This is a genomic window from Candidatus Epulonipiscium sp., assembly GCA_012519205.1.
In the GTDB taxonomy this organism is placed as follows: Bacteria; Bacillota; Clostridia; order Lachnospirales; family Defluviitaleaceae; genus JAAYQR01.
Map to the genome: position 1 here is coordinate 76,633 of JAAYQR010000023.1, position 24,274 is coordinate 100,906.

The window sequence follows — 24,274 nt, forward strand, 5'->3', positions numbered from 1 at the left end:
CACTTTTTAAATAGTGGGGGTATTTCGTGTTTTATAAAATACCTCGGATTTCTTCTAAGGATTTGATGCCATATTGATTCATATATTCTTTAATACCATCAAGTACATCCATTGTTGCCCTTGGATTTCTAAAATTAGCGGTTCCTACAGCAATACCGGTTGCTCCCGCCATAATAAATTCCATAGCATCTTCTCCGCTCTGTATGCCCCCCATCCCGATTATAGGAATAGATACAGCTTTAGCTACTTGGTATACCATCCTAAGTGCTACGGGTTTTATGGCAGGTCCCGAAAACCCTCCTACGGTATTAGCAAGTATTGGTTTTCTTTTATGGATATCTACTGCCATCCCAATAAGGGTATTAATTAGGGATAGAGCATCTGCTCCCCCTTTTATAGTTGCCTTTGCTATTTCTGTTATATCAGTTACATTGGGACTAAGTTTTACTATAACGGGATGCTTAGAATGTTTTTTTACCTCCCTTGTAACTTCTTCTGCCATCATTGGATCTGTCCCGAAGGCTACGCCTCCTTCTTTTACATTAGGACAGGATATATTAAGCTCTATTAAATCTATATCTTCAGAGGATAGTTTTTCTGCTACTTCGCAATATTCGGCTATGGTTCTTCCTGCTATATTCACTATAATTTTCGTATCGTACCTTCTAAGAAATGGAATATCTGTTTTTATAAACTCATCTACCCCGGGATTTTGTAATCCCACACTATTTAGCATGCCCCCATAAGTTTCTGCAATCCTTGGGGGAGCATTACCTTTCCATGGGATACTTGCCACCCCTTTTACTGTAACGGCCCCTAATTTATTTAAATCTATAAACTCTCCATACTCCCTACCAGAGGCGAAAGTTCCTGAAGCTGTAGTTATGGGGTTTTTTAGTTCTATCCCAGCAATATTAACTCTCAAATCTAGATTTTTATTCATCCCATATCACCTCATTGCTCCAAAATACGGGACCATCTTTACATACCCTTTTATGTTCCCAATCAGTATCATCTTTAGCCTTTGTTTTACATACGCAACCTACACAGGCTCCGATCCCACATGCCATTCTTTCTTCTAGGGAAACTTGCATGGGAATATTTTTTTCTTTTGCCCAGTTAGATACTGCCCTTAGCATTGGTTTAGGACCACAACTGTAAATTATTTCACCTTCTGCATTGTTCTTTTTCATCAATTCTAAAACATTTCCCTTAAGACCTACTGAACCGTCCTCCGTTGCTACATGGACTTCTTTACTATATTTTTTAAATTCTTCTATTAATATAGGGTCTGTTCTATAACCCAAATAAATATCTATTTGCCCTTTTAGATTTTTTACTAATTCGAGGAGCGGGGGAGTCCCCACCCCTCCCCCTATTACAATATTTTTTGTCTTGTTATTATCAATCATAAAGCCATTTCCCAAGGGGCCTAAAACTTCTATTTTTTCCCCTGCTAAAATTTTAGAAAATTCTTCGGTTCCTTTTCCTGCCACTGCATATATTAGTTTTATTGTGCCTTCTTTTTTATTTATCTCACATATACTAATCGGCCTTGGAAGAAGTCTTGCCTCCCCCCTGGAGTATATATTGATAAATTGTCCCGGTTTAGCCTTGTCTGTAATTTCTTTAGCATCCAAAATCATACTATACATATTAGGCGCTATTTCTTTGTTTTGTATTATAACTAGTTTATTAATTTCTTTCATGGTTCCCTCCTAAGTTATATACATCTACGTCTTCTATATTTAGGCTAGAGTCCATAACTTTTAACATTGCCTTTACCGTATCTAGGGAAGTAAATATATCTACTGAAGCCTCTATAGCTGCCCTTCTTATCCTAAATCCATCTCTTTTAGAATCATTTCCTTTAGTAGGTGTGTTAATGACCATATCAATCATACCACTTCTTGTAATGTCCAATATATTAGGTACCCCTTCACTAATTTTTTTAACTTCTGATACAGGGATATTTTCCTTTTCTAAAAGCCTTGCCGTTCCTTCCGTCGCCATAAACTTGCATCCTCTTTTCATGAAAGCTTTAGCAATAGGCACAAATTCCTCCTGGTCATAAGGTTTAATAGTTGCTAACATTGTACCCCCTTCTTTTGGTATCTTCATGCCAGCTGCCATAAATCCTTTGTATAAAGCCTCATTTAAAGTCTTTCCAACCCCTAGGACTTCTCCCGTAGAACGCATTTCAGGTCCTAGGCTCACTTCTACCATAGGTAGCTTTTCAGTGGAAAAGACAGGAACCTTTACTGCTATAAGTTCCGCCTCTTTATATATATTAATCCCATATCCCAAGTCCCTTAAGTTCTCGCCTAACATTACCCTAGTGGCAATATCTATTACTGGCACCCCTGTTACCTTGCTAATATAGGGAACCGTACGACTTGAACGGGGGTTTACCTCTATTATATAAAGTTCGTCTTCAAATTCTATAAATTGTATGTTTACCATTCCTATAACGTCTAAAGCTAAGGAAATTCTTTTTGTGTAATCGAGAATCTTTTCTTTTATTTTACCTGAAATATTTTGGCTTGGGTACATGGTAATACTGTCTCCTGAGTGAACCCCAGCTCTTTCTAAATGCTCCATTATCCCTGGTATTAATATATCTTTCCCATCACAAATTGCATCAACTTCTATCTCTCTACCTATTAGGTATCTGTCTATAAGAACAGGATTTTTAGTATCCCGTTCAAAAGCATCCCCAAGATAGTATTTTAGTTCTTTTTCATGGTAGGTTATTTCCATGCCCTGTCCCCCAAGAACGTAAGATGGACGAACCAGTACCGGGTACCCTAATTCCTTGGCTTCTTTTAAGCCTTCTTCTAGGGACCATACTGCTCTTCCTTTTGGGCGCTTTATATCCAGCTTTTCTAAAAGCTCCTCAAATTTTTCTCTATCCTCTGCAGCATCGATTTGTTCGGGTTTTGTCCCATAGATTGGGATATTCATTTCCCTAAAGAAATTCGCAAGTTTTATGGCTGTCTGCCCTCCAAACTGCAAAATAACCCCATCGGGCCTTTCTTTTTCTACAATATTTAACACATCTTCCTCTGTCAACGGTTCAAAATAAAGTTTATCCGATATATTAAAATCTGTACTTACAGTTTCTGGATTATTGTTTACAATGATGGTCTCTATCCCTGCTTTTTTAAGGGCTAAAACACTGTGCACCGAGCAATAGTCGAATTCTATACCTTGGCCTATCCTAATCGGTCCTGAGCCTATAACCATAACCTTTTTATTTTTGGAAACTTCTACCTCATCTTCTTTATCATAAGTAGAATAATAATATGGAGATTTAGCATCAAATTCCCCTCCGCAGGTATCAACCATCTTATATACAGGCTGTATATTCCATTTGTTTCTGAGGCCATAAATATCTTGAGGGCTTATTTTTAGTAAATCAGCAATCCCTTTATCTGAAAAACCTTTCTTTTTCAAAGTATAAAGGTATTCTTTTGTTAAATCTTCTACCTTTGTTTGCTTTAATTTTTCTTCCTGCTCCACAATCCCTTTTATTTTTTCTACAAAAAATGAATCCATTCCTGTAATTTTACATACTTTTTCTACACGGTAATTTCTTCTTAGCATCTCAGCCAAATCAAAAATTCTCTCGTCATCAGGAACTTGGACTCTCTTTTTTAATTCATCTAAGGTTCTTCTTGCGGAAGATTTACGCAATAGGGAATATTGTCCTATTTCAAGGGAGCGAATGCCTTTGAGAAAAGCTGCTTCGAAGTTATTACCTATGGCCATAATCTCTCCTGTTGCCATCATCTTAGTTCCGAGAGAACGTTTTGCCCCATGAAATTTATCAAAAGGCCATTTGGGTATCTTGATAACTACATAGTCCAAAGTAGGTTCGGAACAAGCATAAGTTATTCCCGTTACTGCATTTTGTATCTCATCAAGTCCATATCCTAAAGCAATTTTGGTTGCTACCTTTGCTATGGGGTATCCTGTTGCCTTAGAGGCTAGGGCCGATGAACGGCTAACCCTTGGATTTATTTCTATTACCGCATATTCAAAACTATCGGGGTCTAGAGCAAATTGAACGTTACATCCCCCTTGTATTCCAACTGCATTAATAATATCCATGGCAGCATTTCTGAGCATTTTGTTTTCTCTATCAGAAAGAGTCTGACTAGGGGCAACAACAATACTATCCCCAGTGTGGACCCCTACAGGGTCAATGTTTTCCATATTACATACAGTTATACAATTTCCATGTTTATCTCGTATTACCTCGTATTCTATTTCTTTCCAACCCTTTATGCTTTTTTCTAGAAGCACCTGCCCTACACGACTTAACTGTAATCCATGGGATAATATTTCTTTTAGTTCTTCTTCATCCTCTGCTATTCCTCCTCCAGTTCCTCCTAAAGTATAAGCAGGACGGATAATAAGAGGATAACCTATCTTCTTTGCAAAGTTTATTCCCTCTTCTAAACTGGTTACAATTTCACTTTCAACAAGGGGTTGTCCTATTCTTTCCATTAGGTTCTTAAAACCTTCCCTATCTTCCCCTTCTTTTATTCCTTCTATAGGTGTCCCGATAATATTTATACCATATTTTTTAAGTATTCCTTTATCAAAGAGTTCTACTGCCAAGTTAAGCCCTGTCTGTCCCCCCATCCCTGCAAGAAGACTATCTGGTTTTTCCTTTTGTATGATTTTTTCTATTACTTCTACTGTTAATGGCTCGATATAAATTTTATCTGCAATTTCTTTATCAGTCATAATAGTCGCAGGATTGCTATTTATCAAAACAACTTCTATTGCTTCTTCTTTTAGGGCTTGACAAGCCTGAGTTCCTGAATAGTCAAATTCTGCCGCCTGACCTATTATAATGGGACCTGAGCCTATAACGAGTACTTTTCTTATACTGTTGTCTCTTGGCATGGTTTTCCTCCTTCTAATATCTCCATAAATCTATCGTATATTCCGCCTTCATCTCTATCTCCAGGATAAAATTGCACACCAAATGCCAAAAGGTTCTTATGCCTTATCCCTTCAATAGATTTATCGTTTAAGTTAATATGGGTTTTTATTATATCATCGGCTAATTGTGTTACTGTGTAGGAATGCGCTTGGGATGTAATAAGGATTTTCCCTTCCCCTATGTCTTTTACCGGATTACTTGTACCCCTGTGACCGTATTTTAACTTTTCCACACTTCCTCCAAGACTTAGAGTTAAGAGTAGATATCCGAGGTTAATACCTAATATAGGCTTTTGACATATTAGCTCTTTAATGTTTTCGATTATCTGTGGGAGGTCATAGGGGTTTCCAGGCCCATTGGATAAAAGTATACCATCCGGATTTATTTCCAATATCTCTTTAGCTGAGGTATCCGCAGGAAAAACTGTTATTTGATAATCCCTTTCTTTAAAAAAGTTGATAATACTTTTCCTTACACCAAAATCTAAAATTGCAATATGTTTTTTATTTCCTTCTATTTTATAAACTTCTTTTGTTGTTACTTCTAACACAGCATTTTTATTATGGGTTACTTTTAATTTTTGCTCTATTTGGCTTTCTGTAAGCTCTCTTACTGTAATAATCCCTTTCATTGTCCCATGATTTCTTATAACTTTTGTTAAAGCTCTTGTATCAATACCTTCTAGACCAATAACTCGATTTTGCTTTAGATATCCATCTAGTTCCATTTCACAGCGCCAGTTACTGGGGTAATCAGATTTTTCTTTTACAATAAGTCCTCTTACCTTGACACTGTTTGATTCCATATCATCTAGATTTATTCCATAGTTTCCTATTAGGGGATAGGTCATAACCATGATCTGCCCATAATTCGTCGAATCCGTCAAAACTTCTTGGTATCCTGTCATGGCCGTATTAAATACTACTTCTCCCGCACTTTCTTTAATGTGACCAAAGGCTTTTCCTTCAAAAACCATACCATTTTCCAGTATAAGCTGTGCTTTCATTATTAAACCCCCTGTAAATCTTTTTTCATATCCAGTACTGCTTCTCTTGAAGCCTTTGCAAATTCTTTTTCACTGTATTTGTTCTTATATTTATCTAATTTATAAGCAGCAATAATTCCCCTTGAAGAATTAACTATTGCTCCTAACCCGTTTTTATCAAAGCATCCTCTTAAATCCTTTGCAGTAGCTCCTTGAGCTCCATAACCTGGTACTAGGAAAAAAGTATGGGGCATTAATTGTCTAAGTCTTATCCCCTGTTCTGGATAAGTGGCTCCTACTACTGCACCTATATGACTATAGCCTCTTTTACCCATAACCTCTTCTCCCCATTTTGAAACCAATCTTCCGACCCTTTCATATATTTTTTCTCCTTCAACTTCTAGGTCTTGGATTTCACCACTGTTGGGGTTTGAGGTTTTAACTAAGACAAATAATCCTTTGTCATAGGTTTTGCAATGACTCATATAGGGCTCTATGGAATCATATCCAAGATAAGGATTAAGGGTAATGCTATCTTCATGATATACTTCATACTCCTCATCCTCTACTTTAACCCTCCCTATATGCCCATCGGCATAAGCTTCTGCCGTGGATGCTATATCACTTCTTTTAATATCTCCTATGATTATTAATCCTTTTTTCTTAGCATATGAAATAGTATCGATATAAGCTTTTATTCCCACGGGACCATACTGTTCATACATCGCTACCTGAGGCTTGACCGCTGGTACTAAGTCATATACCTCATCTATTATGGCCTTATTAAATTCATAAAAGGCTTGGGCACAAGCTTCCGGGGTTTTGCCATGCATTTCATAGGCTCTTTCTTTTATAAAACTTGGAATAAAATTAAGCCTTGGGTCTAGTCCTACCACTGTTGGGTTATTGGTTTCCTCTATTTTTTGTATTAGTCTATCAATCATAATAATCCTCCTTCATTTAGTACGAGATTTCCTCTAACCATTGTATATTTAACTTTCCCTTTAACCTTATAACCGTTAAAGGGGCTATTTTTACTTTTTGATTCAAATTTGTCAACATTAATTTCATATTCTTCTTTAGGGTCTATTATTGTTATATCTGCTACTTTCCCTACTGCAAGTATTCCTCTATCAATCCCTAAAAGTTTTGCCGGATTAGTGCTCATTTTTTCTATAAGTTGAAGAGGAGTCAATATATCTTCTTCAACCAAGTGGGTAACCCCTAAGGGCAAGGCTGTTTCTAGGCCTACTATACCAAAGGCTGCCTTATCATATTCACAATTTTTCTCATCTTTATGATGGGGGGCATGATCTGTTGCTATTATCTCTATTGTATTATCTCTTAACCCTTCTTTTAAACTTTCAACATCTTTGGTACTCCTAAGGGGTGGATTCATTTTAGTATTGGCGTCATATCCTTCTACCACCTCATCTGTAAGTGCAAAGTGATGGGGGCAAACTTCGGCACTTACATTTTCCCCCCTTAATTTTGCTTCTCTAAGTAGCTGTACACTTCCTTTTGTACTTATATGGCAGATATGAAGTCTTACCCCTGTATTTCTCCCTAGGATAATGTCTCTTGCAACTATAACTTCTTCTGAATCAGCACTAATGCCTTTCATCCCAACCCTTTCCGATACTTCTCCTGCATTCATTACTCCACCACCCACAAGGGTATTGTCTTCACAGTGAGAGAATATCGGGATATCAAACATACCGGCGTATTTCATAGCCTTCTTAAGAAGTCCTGCATTTATAACACTTTTTCCATCTTCGCTGATGGCGCAGATTCCCGCCTTAGCCATTTTCCCTATATTAGAAAGTTCTTCTCCTTTTTGCCCCTTGGTAATGCTTCCAATGGGTAAAACATTTACGATGGCTTCCTTTTCTGCTTTCATTTTTATATATTCCACAAGAATTTCATTATCTATTACAGGATTAGTGTTTGGCATACAGCATATAGTTGTAAATCCACCTTTTGCCGCCGCCCTACTTCCTGTTTTTATTGTTTCCTTATATTCATATCCCGGCTCCCTTAAATGAACATGAACATCAATAAGCCCTGGAGTAACCCAAAAACCCTCTGCATCTATTACTTTATCTGCAAAGATTTCAATCTTATCTTCTATAGCCCTAATAAGGCCATCTTCAACCAGTATATCTTTCACTCCATCTGTTCTCGATAATGGGTCCAGAACCCGACCATTTTGTATTAATATTTTCATTTTGTTTTCTCCCCTCTGCTAGTAAATGTAGTAAAGACATTCTAATTGCCACTCCGTTTTTCACCTGTTCATTTATTACCGATTGATTTCCATCAATAATTTCTGTGCTTAACTCAATACCTCTATTTACAGGTCCTGGGTGCATGAGCAAGGCATCTTCTTTTGCATATTTCATCATTTCTTCATTTATACCAAAAACTTGCCTATATTCTCTAAGGTCGGGAAATAGCCCTCCCCTTTGCCTTTCTAATTGAATCCTAAGTCCCATTACTACATCTGCTCCATCTAAAGCTTCCCTTATATCGGTTGTAACTTTTGCTCCTAAGCATTCCATATTCTTATTTACTAATGTGGCAGGTCCTGCTACAACCACATTAGCACCTAGCTTTTTAAGTCCGAATATATTACTCCTTGCCACTCTACTATGGCTTATATCTCCTACAATAACTACTTTTAAATCTTTAAATCTTTTCTTTTTCTCATATATAGTATATAAATCTAAGAGAGCTTGGGTAGGATGCTCATTGACTCCATCCCCTGCATTGATTACAGAAGCATTAACATTTCTTGCTAAAACATTGGCTGCCCCTGACATGCTATGACGTATTACCATAATATCGATTCCCATCTGATCTAAGGTTACCCCGGTATCTACTAGGCTTTCTCCTTTATTGATACTACTATTTGCAACCCCTAAGTCAGATACATTAGCCCCCAAATATTGCCCTGCTAGTGAAAAAGACATTTTGGTTCTTGTACTATTCTCATAAAAAAGAGTAACCATACTAAAATCCTTTAGATTTTGCTCCCTTTGAGTTTTATTTTCTATCCTTGTTTTCATTTCTTCTGCAGTTTGTAAAATATATAAGATTTCTCCGTAACTCAAATCTCTAATTCCTAAAATATCCTTACCTTTCAGCATGACCCATTACCTCCTTTTTTTCCAATACATAAAAATAAAAAGGCAATAAAGAAATTCAAATGAATTTCTTTATTGCCTTTTGGTTGTATTCTAAAAACGAAAATATAAAACCGAGTAGACAATAGAGGACTGACATCTTTTCTACCATGGTTTTTATGTTCCTATATTTAATTAAACCTAAGTTGTTTCCATAATAAAAAAACGCACCGATGTCTCGCATCCTAAATATCTTCCTTTCCGGCCTCACAGGACCAATTTAAAGGTCAAAATGCGCTATCCATTTCAACTGTTTTTGATTTTTATTTATGATACCATGGGTTACACTCCTTGTCAAGGTTAAATCTAACTTTAGAACTGTTTTTTTGATATATAAAACAAATTTTACAACATATCCAAATATGATATAATAATTTTACTAGAAATAATTAATTGTTAGAAGGTGGCTTTATGAATGATTTAATTCTATATTCTTCTGAAGGAAAATTCATGTTGGAACTTTATAATTATCATCTTAAGCCCCCTTATGATGGAGCAAAAGGACATAGTCATCATTATCTGGAACTTTCCTGTATAAAATCGGGAGGAGGTTTGTATTATGTAGAGGATAAAGTTTATAAAATAGAAAAGGGCGATGTCTTTATCTTTAATAATACTGAACGCCACGGAATACATATTGATGATAATGATGAATTGGTAAATATGGTTATTCACTTTGAGCCCCAATTCATATGGAATGAAGGAGGTAATATGTTTGATTATCGATATCTTTCCATATTTTTTAATAGGGATGATTCCTTTGAAAATAGGCTTATTAGAGATTGTCCATCTACAAAGCATATATTCCACTTAATGCTAGAAATCGAAAAAGAGTTCAATAACAAATCCCCAGGTTATGAATTAATGGTAAAGGTTAAGCTCCTTGAAATACTTGTTAATATTATTAGAAGTCTTGAACATGAAACAAAGACTAATAATATATATAATTTAAATAATCCGCAATTAGCTGCCATTAATAAACTCCTAAGGCATATAGATTTTAATATTCAAGATGAAATAAGGCTTAAGGATTTATCACAAATCGTACATATGAATCCTTCTTATTTATCTACCATATTTAAGAAGTACAATGGCATAGGTCCTATAGAATATATATCCAGAAAAAGGATTCATAATGCAGTACAGCTACTTAAAACCACCGATAAAAGTATTATGGAAATATCGGGATTATGTGGTTTTAATAATATGGCTAATTTTAATAAGACCTTTAAAAAGTTTACAGGTATAACTCCTACCGAATCTAGAAGAAATAAATAAAAGACGCCAATTTTTTTATGGCGTCTTTTACTTATTTGAACCTTTCTCCATTTAATAATACTTCCTTAGATTCCATAGAGTTTATATTCACTTTAAAGCTTTCATATTTTTTATTATATTTCATGTGTTTATTTTTTATATTTATATTAATTTGTTCCCCATTTTCAACGGTTATTTCATAAAGGTTGTAAATGCCATTTTGATAATCAAAGGTTTCTCCATCGTCTTGATAATGGGTGTAGTAAGTTTTGGTATTATCTTTAGATAAATATATATCTAAGGTTAATTCTTTTATATCCTTTTCCCCAATATAATTTTGCTCTGGGTATATTGGTATTATAGAACCAGCCCTTATATATATAGGACAGACGTCTAAGGGAGCCTCTTTTATAATATATTGACCCCCTTCAAAACTCTCATTAGTCCAATAATCTACCCAATTATCACCCTTAGGAAGATAAACTAATCTTTGAGTTTTTCCTTGCTCAACCATGGGGGCTATTAATATATTTTCCCCACATAAAAATTCATCGTTTATTTCATAGGTTTCTTCATCGGATTGATATTGTAAAAGTAGAGGCCTTATAATTGGGGTACCCGTTTTTTCTGCATTCCACATAGCATCATATAAATATGGAATTAGCTTGTATCTAAGCTTTATATATTTTCTATTGATTGATTCTGTTCTTTCATCAAAAGCCCAAGGTTCCTGATCCCTAGTATTAGCAGCAGCATGATTTCTAAATAAAGGGGTAAATGCTCCAACCTGTACCCATCTGCTTAAAAGCTCAGCACTACAATCAAAACCAAAACCACCGACATCACACCCTGCAAAGCTCATGCCACTAAGTCCCAAATTCATAAGCATCGGTATAGACATTCTAAGATGCTCCCAAAAGCTTTGATTATCTCCTGTCCATACGGTAGAATACTTTTGTGTCCCTGCATAACATGCTCTTGTTATTACAAATGGTCTTTTATTAGTGGATTCTTTAATTCCCTCATAGGTTGCTTTGGACATATAATGTCCATACACATTATGAATTTCCCTATGTTCTGCTAAAATCCCATCTTCATTAAACATCACATCATCCGGTAGGGGCCCATTAAAGCTAGCTGGCTCATTCATATCATTCCATATACCCGCTGCCCCTATGTCCATCATGATTTTTTGATTTTTTGCCCACCATTTTCTTACTCCTTCATTGGCAAAGTCCGGATAAACTGAATCTCCCGGCCATACCCTATTTACATAAGTAATGCCATCTTTATCCGTGGCATAATAGTTATACTTAAGCCCCTTTTCATATATATCATATCCCCTGTCTTTTTTAACTCCAGGGTCTATTATAGTAACTATTTTGAAACCCTTTTCCTTAAGTTTAGATATCATTTCTTTTGGATTAGGAAATCTCTTATTATCCCAAGTAAATACCCTATACCCATCCATATAATCTATATCTAGATATATGGTATCACAGGGTATGTCTTTATTCCTAAAATTATCTGCGATTTCCCATACTCTTTTTTCAGTATCATAGGACCATCTGCATTGCTGATATCCTAAGGTCCATAGTTGCTGCATGGGAGCTCTTCCTGTTAGGGATGTATAACCACCCAATACTTCCTTTATGGAAGGACCATATATAAAATAATAATCCAAGTCCCCATCTACAGCAGCAAAATAATAATAATCTTTATTTTCCTTCCCCATATCAAAATGGGCCTCAAAAGTATTATCAAAGAATATTCCAAAAGCCTTTTTATCTTTTAAACCTATTAAAAATGGTATGGATTTATACAAAGATTCAAAAGACTCCACATGGGGGCTTGCATCATCTGTATTCCACATCTTGTAGTGATAGCCTTTTTTATTAAGATGACCGGTATTTTCCCCTAGGCCATAAAAATATAAATTTTCTTCCATTTTCTTTATAACTTCAACCTTATATCTATATTCTTCTGCTACATTATGGCCTTCCTCGGATATTATTTCATAATCGGCACTTCTTCTTATAAAAGGATTTCTATTTTCGCGATAATCTTGACACAAGATATTATAATCACTATCATATATATCCACTTTAAAATTATCGAAAATCTTTATATTAAGCATATCTGTTGAAATTAATATGTTTTGCTCTTCTTTGACAACATCAAAATGGCATTCTATTGGTTTTAGATTTTCTATCGCCTTAGATGCCCTCTTTTCCCTTAGTAATGCCGAAAAAAAGTTCACTATACTAGGACTTATGATTTCTATACTCACTTCTTTGTTTTCAAAATTAATGTATACTTTATTTTTTTTCCTAGTAAAACTTTCGAGTTTTCCAAACACAATATCCCTCCTAAAAAATCCATAGTCTTAAGTATAAGTTTACCCAAAAACGCATTTGAAAACTACAACTTTCTTTAGGACTCTTTAAACTATCTTTAGATGGATACTATAAAACCCCCATTGAAACATATATGGGGATTGAAAACATAATTCCTTTTCCCAAATCGTTGATATTTAAATCAAGGATATTTTCAAGTTCATCCATAGCTTTTATCAAGGTATCTTCATCTTTTATGACAGAAAACACAGTTTTACCATAACTCCTTACAGAATCCACACTTTTCATGGAACTAGCAATCATAGGCACATAGATATCATCAAAATTATATAAATTAGCGGAGCCTATGGAATCCATAACTGTAGCCCCCGATATACCTAATTCTTTCAGACATTTTAAAACGAGCTTCAAACTTTTTATATTGCTTAAAGTAGTAAAAAGAATATATCCCTTTGGCTTCATTTTATTGCTCCTTTTGGTTTTTATTACTTAATAATATTCACTTTTTAGCACTTTATTTATCATCTTTTTGTCTTCTCTTTTTTCAATATGCCTTTCAAGTTCCCCTCCACGCATATGAGTAACGGGAAGAACAAACATAATACCCTTATTAGGCCTATCAATATCTCCCCCTAGAATTTTTTCTATTTGATTCATAGAAGATTTTACCTGTTCCTCTTTTTCAATAACAGAAAAAATAGTTTTATTGCTCATAGTACCCCCGTCTAATGACTTCATAAATCCCCCTATTAGTGGAATATTGTACATTCCCTTATCCTGGATAGTTCTTGCTCCCATTGTCTCTATAACTGTTGCTCCCCGAATTCCCAATTGTCTTAACTTAATCAAGATATCTGATAGATATTCGACTTCATTTAATACAATAAATAATACATACATACCTATATCCCCTTTCATATTATTTTTTAATATTGCTAACCATAGTAGATGGGTCTTCATTGAACAAGTATTTTAAAAGAGGTGGAGCCACTAATGTTGAAACTGCTACTAAAAGGACAATACTTGTAAATGTTGCATCGGTAATAATATTTCTCGTTACTCCCTGATTGGCAATAATCAAGGTTACCTCTGCCCTTGCAATCATGCCCACACCTATTTGCAATGCTTCTTTTAGTTTAAATCCTGATATTAAAGCTCCAATACCACATCCTACAATTTTCCCTAATATCGCAATTATTACAATAACCAAGGCATATCCCCAGTATTTTAATATTTCTTCTGTAATATGGACTCTTAGTCCTATGCTTACAAAAAATATAGGAGTAAAAAGTGAATATGCCAACACCTGGATTCTTTTTGATACTTTTTGGTGATAAGGGGTTGTAGAAAAAATAACCCCGGCAATATAGGCCCCTGTAATGGCTGCGACTTTAAACACTTCGGAAAGGAAGGATAGAGTAAAACACAAAATAATCGCAAATACAATTACCCTTTCACTCCAAATTGAACCATGAGCAAAACGGGTTATAAGTTTAGATACTATAACCCCAAAGAAAAAGGAAAACACGAAAAAGATTGCCATTTTAACTATTAATCCTATAATACTACCACTTTCAGTAGGGTTAATCATCCCTGTAACTGCCGCAAGTAAAATAATACCTATCACATCATCTATAATTGCCGCCCCTAAGATAGATATTCCCTGTCTACTTCCCAATTGATTAATATCCCTTAACACAGATACAGAAATACTAACAGAAGTGGCAGTTAATATCGTTCCTATATAAAAGGCAAATAAAAATTGGTGTTGTTTTATACCCCCGGGTATATATTGATTAAATAAAAAGTATGGAACAACCGTTCCTAAAATTAATGGAACCATAACTCCCCCTAAAGCAATCAAAGAGTTTGCCTTACCAGAGGATTTTAATTCATTTATATCGGTTTCAAGTCCTGCAAGGAACATCAAAAATATCACTCCTATTTCAGACATAATACCAATTAATTCATTTTGGCCATTGAGCCATCCTAGTATTGTCGGCCCTAAAACGACACCTATAAGAATCTGACCTAAAACCTTAGGCATTTTTAATAAATTAACTATCCATCCCCCTATCGAGGCTGCACCCAAAATAAGTGCCAAATCTAGAAGAAACCTTTTTTCTTCCAGACCCTGAAACATTTCAAAAATATCCATCTTCGTCCTCCCATATGTATTTTAATTATTTATATTATACTCCTGTCATTTAACAAGTACAAATATCCCCTGAACCTTTTTAGAAAAAATTAAAAGATTACACACTTATCCTGCTTTTATAGCAAAACAAATGTGTAATCTTTTAATAATGTTTGAACTTATTGATAATAGCCTTATTTTTTCATTTCGGGAAAAGACCTACTATATCTTATATTGCCTTCAACAATTATAGTTTCATAAGGCATATTCTTATTATTTAGCCTCCATAGAAGTTCTTGAACAAGCCTACCCCCGAGGTTATTTCTATCAATCTCCACTGTTGTTAGGTAAGGTTCAATGGCAGCTGCTTCCCTCTTATTGTCAAAACCACAAACCGCTATATCTTCTGGGATTTTATATCCCTGTGACCTATAGTATTTGATTACCCACATAGCCACATCATCATTGCAGCATACAAATGCCTCAGGGACCAATTTAATATTTTCCAGATGACTGCGTACCTCTTCATATATATAATATTTTTCAGGAGTATGCTTAATTAAACAAATTTCATCAATGATAGGTATACCATTTGACTGCATTGCTTTTGCATATCCTTGATACCTATCATAGACTGTTCTGCAATAAGTAATGTCTCCTATAAATCCTATCTTTTTTCTACCTGTTTTTATGAGGGTATTGGTAAATTCATAAACATTTTTCACACCCTCTACCAAAATTACATCTCCTAAGGGTTTATCGTCATACGGATTTACAGGGGCATCCAAAAAGACCATAGGAAGTTTTAAATTTGATAGTTTTAAAACAAAATCCTTCTTAAATACATCTAATAAAATAATTCCAACTACATTATCATACTTTACGGAAGCGGGTATTATTCCCTTTTCTTCATCTTCACGACTTACAAAACTATAAAGTACATTATATTCATTTTTATCTATTTTATCGAAAATTCCTAGGGCAATTTCGTCCCAGAAGCTGGAGATATCCCTATGAACGAAAACTATAATATTCTTGATTTCTTTTTTTGTATAACTTAAAAATTCTTCTTTAATCTTGGGATCTAACTTTTTATATCCCATTTCTGCTGCCTTAACAATAACCCTATATCTTGTTTCATAGGCTACGGTATCACTATTATTCAAAGCTTTAGATACAGTGTTTCTTGATAAATTTAATTCTTCTGCTATAGTTTTTATAGATACTTTCTTCATGTCATACCTCCACTACCACTGCATCTTGTAGTCTATTTATGAACCTCTTAGCAGAATTATTCTGCTAAGAAGTTCATGTTAAAATTAAGCATGGTTATTTAGCTTTACTAAGAAGTTCATCAACTGCATCTTGTGCTACCTGTTTGTAAGCTTCCACTGCTTGTGAAACCGTCATTTCTCCAGAAGTTACATTACCAATAATATCTCCCATAGGGAAGTTTGGAACGTATTCGTACAATTCAATTTTACCATTATTTGCGGAAACATCAATAGAAAAGTCAACATCTTCTTGGGTTAAATAAAGGGTCTGTAACCATTCCATAGTACTATCATCTCTTATTGCTGGGTCATCCCCGAAAAACCATAACAATTCTTCCATTACTTGATATATCTTTTCAGGATCTTTGGTCCCTTTAGGAAGCGCAAATCCATCATAAGCAGCAGCATAGCATATATCCGGAGAACCACTTGGTCCTACTGGGAATGGAACTATACTGTACTCAAATGGGAGGGAGGCTTTTGCCTCTGCTAACATCCAGCTTAAAACTGGGAAGAATAAGATATTTCCTTCTTTATATGCATTAAAGTTGGCATCATAATTCCAGATATCATTTTCTGCATTGTATATAACCTTATCCACATTATACATCTTATTAATGAACTCTATAGTTTCCATGGTTCTAGGGTCATCTAAGTTTTGTTTTCCCGCGGCATCGTCGAAAATAGAGCCTCCATTTGCTACAACAAGACTAGCTAATCCAGTATTTATAAATCCTGAATAGCCATATGTATCCATAACTCCGTCTCCATCCTTATCTTGGGTTGCTGCCTTAGCAAGTTCTATGAATTTATCCCAATTCCAATCAGTTTTATTTCCATTGTATACTTCTCTTGGATCTTGTAATCCTAAATCCTGAATTATATTCTTATTGTATCCTAAGAATATGCCATTATTAGGTAAACCTATTGCATTAAATAGATATTCATCTCCAAGAATCTTTCCCAAAGATTGAACTGCTATTTGTTCTGTCTTAGCATCCGAATTACTTGATAGATATTCACTCATAGGCATTAATAAATCATTTGCCATTGCAGGTAAAGAAAAACTAGATGGTAAGAAAACCACATCTGCATATGGTTCCCCTGACATAACAGAAGTTGTTAACTTTGGCTGTATTTCATCCCAAGAAATAATCATCATTTCGATTTTACAATTGTACTTTTCCTCAACCCTTTTTAGGTTTTCATACTTAGCAATCTCTTCAGGCAATGCTGTTGCCGGATCGGGTTCTTCCATATCACTATGGGCTACCACATCCCACCATCCGGAAACTGTAATAGTTTTTCCGCCTAAATCAAAAGCCTCATATTTATCCCTGGGATCTTTAGGCTCTTCCACCTTTTCCGGTTCTTCCTTTTTTTCTGTCTCTGTTATATCTGCCTTGTCAATGTCTGTTGTCTCAACATCGTCCTTCTTCCCACATCCTGTAAAAGATAGGGTAAGAATAACCATCATTAATACTGAAACTAACCTAAAATACTTCTTCATTTTAAAACCCTCCTTGAAATTTGAATTTATTTTAAAAATAATAGAAATTATTTTTAAAACCTTATAAATTAACCTACAATACCACTTCTTTCGATGCCCTCCATAAAATATCTTTGTAAAAATACATAAACAATAATAATCGGAGTGATAGCTAAGAGCACTGCTGCATTCATTATTAAATCTACATGCAATGGGTCATATATCCTATCCACTGTACTAAGGGAACCAGCCATAGTCGTAAGTTTTAAGGCAAGCAAGTTAGAATTAGGCATAAACAAAGATGCATAAAAAGTATCATTATACTGCCATACTAGGGAAAACAATAATACAGTAACAATAGATGGAATCGCATTAGGAAGCATAATTCTAAAATATGTATAAAAACTCCCTGCCCCATCTATAAAAGCTGCTTCTTCTATTTCTTTAGGTAATCCCCTAAAAAACTGCCTAAAAATATAAATATAAAGACCAGATCTAAGCCCCATTCCCATTAACGTCATAAGGGTTATGGGAATCTTCGTATTTAATATACTTATTCCTTCTTTTCCTGTTACTAACTTGATAATCCCAAATAAATCAAAATATCTAAACTGTGTATAAAGAGGAACCATGATTGTATATATGGGAACTACAATGGTCAATATTACACAGCCAAATAATATATTCCTCCCCGGAAACCTAAACCTAGCAAATCCATATCCGACTAAAGAACATATAAAAGCCTGAATTATCATTAACAAGAACACAAAGCTAACCGTAGAAAATAGAGTCTTTAGATAATTCATCTTAGTGTAAGCCTTTTTTATATGCTCCAGGGTTGGAGTTATTGGTATTAGATAAACCAAAGGGTTGTATGCATCTTCTATACTTGTAAAGGAATTACTAATAATGGTTATTATGGGTCCTAGCACTATGTAGGATATCCCAATAATAATAATCCATTTAAACACATCTAATAAAATACTTTTAATTTTACTTTGTACCTTATGTTTATCGTTTTCAGTTATTTTAAACTCCATACCATAAGCTAATTTCATCTGCCCCCTCCTCCCTTAATTTTGATAGAATGTCTTTTTAGATATTAGATAACCTACAGTAATTAAAATAATACATACACTGGCAGAGCTAAGTATGGACATAGCAGAACTCAGACCAAAATTCATAGAAGTAAATGCCGTAGTATAAATCGTATTTACCACATCGCTAACTGTAAAAGAGTCTATAATTGTATATATGACATTAGTAAGGATAAGAGGACTTACCATAGGAAATGTTATTTTCCAAAAAGATTCATAGGTAGTTGCTCCTTCTATTTTTGCTACTTCATAGAGGGCTCCAGGTATTGCTTGAAGGGCCGCCAAAAATATTAATATCTGAACACTAGAGGCCTTAACTATATCGTATATTCTATTAACTGCACCCTCTATATAATCTAATAAAATCGTGGGAAACCCAAGTTCCATAAAAACTCTTAGTAGATATCTTGCACTAAAGCCTGATGCTTCCCTCATTTCAGGAGGAACAGAAGATACCCCTCCTATAATCATATTCATAGCCGCTTGCAAAGCATCACTAATAGCACTAGAAAGCAGTATCACAGGAAGAAAAAAGATTGCCCTTACTACGGTTCTCCCTTTAAACTTTTGATTTAATATCATTGCCATAAGCAAACTAAAAAACACTATAAGGGGAACATCAATTAACATATCAGTAATAGATGTTGTAAGAATCCTATTAAATTCCCCATGCTTTGTTAAAGCATATATATAATTGGATATTCCCGCGAATTCCAATCTATAGCCCCCTGCAGGATTAACAATAACATTACATAGGCTATAATAGACGGCATGAAGTAAATTAATGGCAAAAAAACAGATAAATCCAATCAGCCAGGGGGATATAAAAGTAAAGCCCAATACCATTTCTCTTTGTCGTAAGGTCAATCCTTTTTTCTTCACTTCCCTTCCCCCCCTATCATCACATAATCTTTTGCTTCAACAGTAATGCCAGATATATTTTCAGGCATATCATTATAGTTAATATAAATTTTTGCTCCATTCTCATAAACTATCTCTACCACGCCATTTTCGTGCCTAATATGTTCTGTGATGCTTACATTAGTTAGATGGTCTAAGGCCCTGGATACTTCTTCATATATTACCTTAGCATCGTTTACCCAATCTAAATACTGTGTAGAGTACATAAAGTTCAAGGAAGTATCCTTAAGCCTTGATGTTTCTTCGTAAGTCCATGTAAAATAAGGGGCACTACCACATTCAATCATTTTTAAAATATCTCTATCTCTTTCATAATCACTTTCTAAGTTAATTGAATTTCCTGCATAATCTATAAAACCATGAATTACCATTGGATAAAAAGGGACTTCTTCATCTACAATATAAAATTTATTATCTGTGATTGGTAAATTGACTATATCGGTAGCGTAGGGCAATGAATACGCATTCCCTCCCTTAATCATAAGCTTATGGGTATTATTTTCTAGTCTGCTTAATTGCCCTGTTACAATGTTTTTCGCAAATTCCCTATGTATTGGGCGTTTTCTTTTTTTATCAGATGCAATAACATCCCCCAAATCTCTTAATGATAATCCATCTATCCCTAACTTTGTATAATCTTTGATAAATGAACTAACATGCTTTGGCAAAACAGCAGGGGATAAAATATAGTATGCTGCTTCATCAAATCTTGTACCCATTCTCATAGTTGCTCTTAAATATGGAGATAGTTGAACGGTTATCCCTGAAATATAACGTGTTGCTTCAAAGGCTGGCATATAAGAATCACTTGTATAACTAACCCTTTGAAATGCAACATCGGGGTAGAGTTCCCCTCCTGTTTCTTTAATCTTTTTAGAAACATTTATAAGTTCTTTTTTACTTCCCAGTTTATTAATTATATCTACAGACTTTGCCACATCATGGTAATACCCGTCGTTAAACCATCCTGAATACCTTAAGTTAATATTACTTACTCCCATTTTTGAGAGCTCATCAATTATAATTCCAGCTTCATCAAAGGTAGTCATGGGATAACTTGCTTTATAAGGGATTCCTGCAATGGTCTTTCTTTTTTCTATTCCTCCTATTAACTCTAAATAAAAAGGTAACTTTCTATATCCTGATTTCTTTAATATTCCTTTATTTATAAGACAGTTTTGATAATACTTTGCCATTCCCGAGTAATTCGCCATATCTTTCGCAAGAAACCCATAACGAATGGTTATATTCCCGTCATACATCTTTTCTTCTACTACAGGCAAGTCTGATTCTCTTCCTGTTGCCCCGAACATTGATAAAAATTCATAATCCCTTACAGTGAAATAACTATAGGCATAATTGTAAGAATTAACTTTACCACTAATATCCGCACAAATAGTAGCTATTGTATCCCCTTCCTCAATCATAGCAAGTACTGCTCCATTATCTTTTTTTATTCCGAAAACGGGCAACCTTGCAGGCTCAATAGTCTGTGTCTGTGTATAACTAATAACTACAGGATCTAGAGAATATACTTGCTGCAAATATGCATCATTATTTATTTTCCCATTGTTAAAATAAATAAGTGAACCAGAACCATTGGGAACAAACATATATCCATCTTCACTGACATCCCCAGCACCAAAATACCTTAAGAGCTCTATGCTAGATAATTTTCCCACTGAGCTTTCTTTTATATGATTTGCTGCAATGCTAACCACCAATTCTTCTCCCTCTAATTTATAATCTAAAGGAATAGTAAAGTAAGCGGTTTCTCCCTTTTGTTTACCCCCGCTTGCTTCATTTTCATATGCTAAATCCTCTTTCGTGTATCCTGCCTCCTCAAAGGCTTCTAGAAGTTGTTTTAGAAGAATCTTAGATTTTACTGCATTTTCCCTTAATTCAAGGAAACCTTTGTTTGTTTTAGATTCTATATATTGTTTTTTAACTGTTTTTACTGACTCTTCGCCTAATTTACTTAACACCTTATCTTCTAATCTTTCAACCGTTATAAATTTTGGGAGACTGTCTTCTTCGGATTCTATCTTCCCTAAAGTGTATTTAATCCTAACACCATTTTCTATACTTTCCATAATAAATTGCCCCAGGGCTATACTATCCCTATAGTTTGTCATTGTGGCTTCTACTCTATTGACATCATAGTATTTTATAGCTAATTGTGATGAGAGCATATCCTTATTTGCTTGGTTTGCTATGGAATCATTTTCTCTATTAATAGGGTTTGAATAAAAGATTTCTTTTGTTCTCTTGTCATACACTGCTACTTCTGTGGTTTCTTCATTTATATACAGTTTCAAACTATCATTTTCAGCCGCCAATAGCATTTTATCAATACTTTTCAAGTTATCTTTAAGAGCATTGAACTCTTTACCTTCATCAAATTCATAAACCCCTTTAAAGCACATATAATCCTCTATTTTTACATATTTGAAATAAACATAGACGAAAGAAATAGCAGATACTATTAAGATGGTGCAAACTAATAAAAGTATAATTTGTTTAACGTTGATTTTTTTCACTGGTTTGCCCCCCTAAGCTCTAAAAATTAATTCTGTATAGATACTATATATAAACATATATACTTGTTGAAGCAGCAAGATTATAAGCAGAGATAAAAAGATGATTATTAAAATAGCTACAAAGGTCAAAAATATAGTAGCAAAGGTTTTAGAAACCGTATAATTATGAATCGACATAATCCCCATAAATAGCAGAAATATAAACCACACAACAGCAATCCAAATTACCATATAATAAAAAGCTTCTTCATTTCTTGCCACATAATTTCCTATAATTGTTGCCAGGGGAAATGCCAATATTAAAGGCGTTAAAGAGTAAGATGTAGCCATAGCTATTTCTTTAAACTTTCCTTCTCCCTCCATCAAGGTAGTAATAGACCAATTCCCTACGCACCACAAAAAGTACATAAGCAAAATTCCTGTCAAATCAACTAAACTATTAAGAGTTAATGGATATACCTTATTAACTACAAATCCAGCATACTGCCTATTTATGGAATAAACTACCCAAAATAAAATGAGATTTATAATGGTTACTTTCATACTTCCTTCTTTTTCATGTTTCATATCATAGAACCCACTTGCTGGATGAGTTATCACATAAAGAGGAAATTTAAACTTCTTAAGCATTGATTTTCTTCCCCCTTCTCTTAAACTTTCTATAAATCTTATAACCCATATATAAAATAACTAAAATAAAAATCCCATTCATAATGTAGACAAGATTAGATTTAAGGACTTCATTTCTATATCTTTTATATGCAATAGAATAATATTTTTGATCCATCCCTAATTTTAAGTACTTTAAAGCTTCTTTGTTCTTATTTTTTGCAAGAAGTGATTTACCAATTCCTACATAAGCTAATTCAAAATTCGCATCTAGCTTCAATACCTTCTCCCAATATTCTACCGCCTTTTCCTCTTCACCGTCATAACGAAGTCCGATTGCCTTATTAATCAAGTCTCCGTATTGAGTCGGCTTAAATATAATTAGTTCTCCCCTTTCTTTATCAACAACTATAATCTTATCCCCAATAGCTTCTATGGCACTAGGATTTTTAAAGGTCCCAACTTGACTTCCTATACTTCCAAAAATATAAAGTAAATTTCCCTCATGATCGTAGGTAAATATTCTTCCTCTCTGGGAATCAATAGCAGAATATAAACCTTTATCCCTGACGACAATATCTATAAATTGAGAGGGTCCCGTATAACGCCTTCCTGCCGGCCTAAAAAACAAATCCCCTTTTACAAATTTATCTTCTGGTCTTTTTAATACATCATCACCGCTAGGGTTTAACCTTTTAATAGTTTCATCGGATTTAATGTCAACATTAGTGGTGTAAACAAATCCACTTTCATCTAGATCAAGTCCAGTAAACTCTGTAGGAATATATAACTGTTGCCTTTGCCTTTGAGCTTTTGTCGATATGCTCCTCCATATAATATCCGTAATTCCGATGGTTACCTTAATGGTACCTAAATACCCATGGAATTCTCCCTTATCAGTAAAACTCATAATCCCCTCGAATACACCTTTCCCTACTACATATACTCTATCTGCATAATCTACCCCTACTTTTAAGGGGGTAAAGGAAAAATTCTCATCGAAGGTTTCTGATTTTGGATTATCAATACACAAAATCAAATCCAAATCTGGAGATAAAACAACTACTCTCTTGTTTTCCGTATCTGCTACATATATATTTCCTCTATCATTAACAAAGATTCCCTGTGGTTTATTAAATGTATCGCTTTTACCATCATTGCTAAATCTATCAATAATTCTTTCTACATTCCATTTATCATTAAAAACTATTATCCTATTATTGCCCGTATCTACTAGATAAATCTCCCCACCCTTTGTAATATAAATATCAGAGGGTTGATTGAGTCTTTCAACCCCTAAATCCGAACCGGATAAACTATCTTCGGGAACATATGGGGCAGGGGATGGTACAACTACCTCCCAATAATCATAGTTATAGCTTTCATAGGGTACCCCCGCAACTGCAACTGAATTTGAAAAAATTAAACTTAACATTATTAAGAAATATAAATATTTACGTTTCAAG

19 protein-coding genes are annotated in these 24,274 nt (G+C 34.5%); 1 reads left to right on the top strand and 18 read right to left on the bottom strand.

The features are described 5' to 3' along the window. Window positions 1-31: 31 nt before the first annotated feature. From GX308_07535 to GX308_07565, 7 genes are read right to left on the bottom strand one after another with little or no spacing between them, the layout of a single operon-like run. Window positions 32-943, bottom strand: a complete 912-nt coding sequence (locus tag GX308_07535) for a dihydroorotate dehydrogenase (protein ID NLK21919.1) — start codon at window positions 941-943, stop codon at window positions 32-34. Further along, entirely contained in the window at window positions 936-1,709 is a 774-nt protein-coding gene (locus tag GX308_07540) for a dihydroorotate dehydrogenase electron transfer subunit (GenBank protein NLK21920.1), read from the bottom strand. Before GX308_07540 ends, GX308_07535 begins: the two co-directional genes overlap by 8 nt. Continuing rightward, complete coding sequence (gene carB / locus GX308_07545; GenBank protein ID NLK21921.1) at window positions 1,696-4,917, bottom strand: carbamoyl-phosphate synthase large subunit; 3,222 nt, start codon at window positions 4,915-4,917, stop codon at window positions 1,696-1,698. The genes GX308_07540 and carB overlap by 14 nt, the downstream gene beginning before the upstream one ends. Then, a complete protein-coding gene (gene carA, locus GX308_07550) occupies window positions 4,896-5,963 on the bottom strand; it encodes a glutamine-hydrolyzing carbamoyl-phosphate synthase small subunit (protein NLK21922.1) in 1,068 nt (355 codons plus the stop codon). The genes carB and carA overlap by 22 nt, the downstream gene beginning before the upstream one ends. A gap of 2 nt (window positions 5,964-5,965) precedes the next feature. Further along, window positions 5,966-6,886: an orotidine-5'-phosphate decarboxylase gene (gene pyrF / locus GX308_07555; GenBank protein NLK21923.1), complete on the bottom strand. Its 921-nt coding sequence runs from the start codon at window positions 6,884-6,886 to the stop codon at window positions 5,966-5,968. Further along, window positions 6,883-8,169: a dihydroorotase gene (locus tag GX308_07560; GenBank protein NLK21924.1), complete on the bottom strand. Its 1,287-nt coding sequence runs from the start codon at window positions 8,167-8,169 to the stop codon at window positions 6,883-6,885. Before GX308_07560 ends, pyrF begins: the two co-directional genes overlap by 4 nt. Beyond that, window positions 8,093-9,091 carry an aspartate carbamoyltransferase catalytic subunit gene (locus GX308_07565; GenBank protein ID NLK21925.1) on the bottom strand — a complete coding sequence of 333 codons (999 nt, stop codon included), beginning with the start codon at window positions 9,089-9,091 and terminating at the stop codon, window positions 8,093-8,095. Before GX308_07565 ends, GX308_07560 begins: the two co-directional genes overlap by 77 nt. Before the next feature lie 447 nt (window positions 9,092-9,538). Here GX308_07565 and GX308_07570 point away from each other — a divergent pair, with 447 nt between their 5' ends. After that, window positions 9,539-10,405 carry an AraC family transcriptional regulator gene (locus GX308_07570; protein ID NLK21926.1) on the top strand — a complete coding sequence of 289 codons (867 nt, stop codon included), beginning with the start codon at window positions 9,539-9,541 and terminating at the stop codon, window positions 10,403-10,405. A gap of 31 nt (window positions 10,406-10,436) precedes the next feature. Here GX308_07570 and GX308_07575 read toward each other — a convergent pair whose 3' ends face one another. From GX308_07575 to GX308_07625, 11 genes are all read right to left on the bottom strand, one after another. Next, window positions 10,437-12,743 carry a glycoside hydrolase family 31 protein gene (locus GX308_07575; protein NLK21927.1) on the bottom strand — a complete coding sequence of 769 codons (2,307 nt, stop codon included), beginning with the start codon at window positions 12,741-12,743 and terminating at the stop codon, window positions 10,437-10,439. Window positions 12,744-12,849: 106 nt separating this feature from the next. Further along, on the bottom strand, window positions 12,850-13,203 hold the full coding sequence (locus GX308_07580; GenBank protein ID NLK21928.1) for a hypothetical protein: 354 nt from the start codon (window positions 13,201-13,203) through the stop codon (window positions 12,850-12,852). Between the two features lie 27 nt (window positions 13,204-13,230). Next, window positions 13,231-13,641 carry a hypothetical protein gene (locus tag GX308_07585; GenBank protein ID NLK21929.1) on the bottom strand — a complete coding sequence of 137 codons (411 nt, stop codon included), beginning with the start codon at window positions 13,639-13,641 and terminating at the stop codon, window positions 13,231-13,233. Window positions 13,642-13,660: 19 nt separating this feature from the next. Next, on the bottom strand, window positions 13,661-14,884 hold the full coding sequence (locus GX308_07590; protein NLK21930.1) for a cation:proton antiporter: 1,224 nt from the start codon (window positions 14,882-14,884) through the stop codon (window positions 13,661-13,663). A gap of 188 nt (window positions 14,885-15,072) precedes the next feature. Further along, entirely contained in the window at window positions 15,073-16,113 is a 1,041-nt protein-coding gene (locus GX308_07595; protein ID NLK21931.1) for a LacI family transcriptional regulator, read from the bottom strand. 94 nt (window positions 16,114-16,207) lie between these two features. Then, the gene (locus GX308_07600) at window positions 16,208-17,662 is read right to left on the bottom strand and encodes an extracellular solute-binding protein (protein NLK21932.1); all 1,455 of its coding nucleotides are present in this window, start codon (window positions 17,660-17,662) and stop codon (window positions 16,208-16,210) included. 68 nt (window positions 17,663-17,730) lie between these two features. Further along, on the bottom strand, window positions 17,731-18,681 hold the full coding sequence (locus tag GX308_07605; protein ID NLK21933.1) for a carbohydrate ABC transporter permease: 951 nt from the start codon (window positions 18,679-18,681) through the stop codon (window positions 17,731-17,733). Between the two features lie 33 nt (window positions 18,682-18,714). Next, the gene (locus GX308_07610; protein NLK21934.1) at window positions 18,715-19,584 is read right to left on the bottom strand and encodes a sugar ABC transporter permease; all 870 of its coding nucleotides are present in this window, start codon (window positions 19,582-19,584) and stop codon (window positions 18,715-18,717) included. A 32-nt stretch (window positions 19,585-19,616) separates the two neighbouring features. After that, window positions 19,617-22,199 carry a hypothetical protein gene (locus GX308_07615; GenBank protein NLK21935.1) on the bottom strand — a complete coding sequence of 861 codons (2,583 nt, stop codon included), beginning with the start codon at window positions 22,197-22,199 and terminating at the stop codon, window positions 19,617-19,619. A gap of 12 nt (window positions 22,200-22,211) precedes the next feature. Continuing rightward, on the bottom strand, window positions 22,212-22,829 hold the full coding sequence (locus tag GX308_07620; protein ID NLK21936.1) for a YIP1 family protein: 618 nt from the start codon (window positions 22,827-22,829) through the stop codon (window positions 22,212-22,214). Continuing rightward, window positions 22,822-24,243, bottom strand: a complete 1,422-nt coding sequence (locus GX308_07625) for a gluconolactonase (protein NLK21937.1) — start codon at window positions 24,241-24,243, stop codon at window positions 22,822-22,824. The genes GX308_07620 and GX308_07625 overlap by 8 nt, the downstream gene beginning before the upstream one ends. Between the last annotated feature and the right edge of the window lie 31 nt (window positions 24,244-24,274).

What these genes read in the sequence shown, in the direction of transcription:
- GX308_07535 (NLK21919.1), bottom strand. Translation starts at nt 943, where the DNA reads ATGAATAAAAATCTAGATTTGAGAGTTAATATTGCTGGGATAGAACTA.
- GX308_07540 (NLK21920.1), bottom strand. Translation starts at nt 1,709, where the DNA reads ATGAAAGAAATTAATAAACTAGTTATAATACAAAACAAAGAAATAGCG.
- carB (NLK21921.1), bottom strand. Translation starts at nt 4,917, where the DNA reads ATGCCAAGAGACAACAGTATAAGAAAAGTACTCGTTATAGGCTCAGGT.
- carA (NLK21922.1), bottom strand. Translation starts at nt 5,963, where the DNA reads ATGAAAGCACAGCTTATACTGGAAAATGGTATGGTTTTTGAAGGAAAA.
- pyrF (NLK21923.1), bottom strand. Translation starts at nt 6,886, where the DNA reads ATGATTGATAGACTAATACAAAAAATAGAGGAAACCAATAACCCAACA.
- GX308_07560 (NLK21924.1), bottom strand. Translation starts at nt 8,169, where the DNA reads ATGAAAATATTAATACAAAATGGTCGGGTTCTGGACCCATTATCGAGA.
- GX308_07565 (NLK21925.1), bottom strand. Translation starts at nt 9,091, where the DNA reads ATGCTGAAAGGTAAGGATATTTTAGGAATTAGAGATTTGAGTTACGGA.
- GX308_07570 (NLK21926.1), top strand. Translation starts at nt 9,539, where the DNA reads ATGAATGATTTAATTCTATATTCTTCTGAAGGAAAATTCATGTTGGAA.
- GX308_07580 (NLK21928.1), bottom strand. Translation starts at nt 13,203, where the DNA reads ATGAAGCCAAAGGGATATATTCTTTTTACTACTTTAAGCAATATAAAA.
- GX308_07585 (NLK21929.1), bottom strand. Translation starts at nt 13,641, where the DNA reads ATGTATGTATTATTTATTGTATTAAATGAAGTCGAATATCTATCAGAT.
- GX308_07590 (NLK21930.1), bottom strand. Translation starts at nt 14,884, where the DNA reads ATGTTTCAGGGTCTGGAAGAAAAAAGGTTTCTTCTAGATTTGGCACTT.
- GX308_07595 (NLK21931.1), bottom strand. Translation starts at nt 16,113, where the DNA reads ATGAAGAAAGTATCTATAAAAACTATAGCAGAAGAATTAAATTTATCA.
- GX308_07600 (NLK21932.1), bottom strand. Translation starts at nt 17,662, where the DNA reads ATGAAGAAGTATTTTAGGTTAGTTTCAGTATTAATGATGGTTATTCTT.
- GX308_07605 (NLK21933.1), bottom strand. Translation starts at nt 18,681, where the DNA reads ATGGAGTTTAAAATAACTGAAAACGATAAACATAAGGTACAAAGTAAA.
- GX308_07610 (NLK21934.1), bottom strand. Translation starts at nt 19,584, where the DNA reads ATGGTATTGGGCTTTACTTTTATATCCCCCTGGCTGATTGGATTTATC.
- GX308_07620 (NLK21936.1), bottom strand. Translation starts at nt 22,829, where the DNA reads ATGCTTAAGAAGTTTAAATTTCCTCTTTATGTGATAACTCATCCAGCA.
- GX308_07625 (NLK21937.1), bottom strand. Translation starts at nt 24,243, where the DNA reads ATGTTAAGTTTAATTTTTTCAAATTCAGTTGCAGTTGCGGGGGTACCC.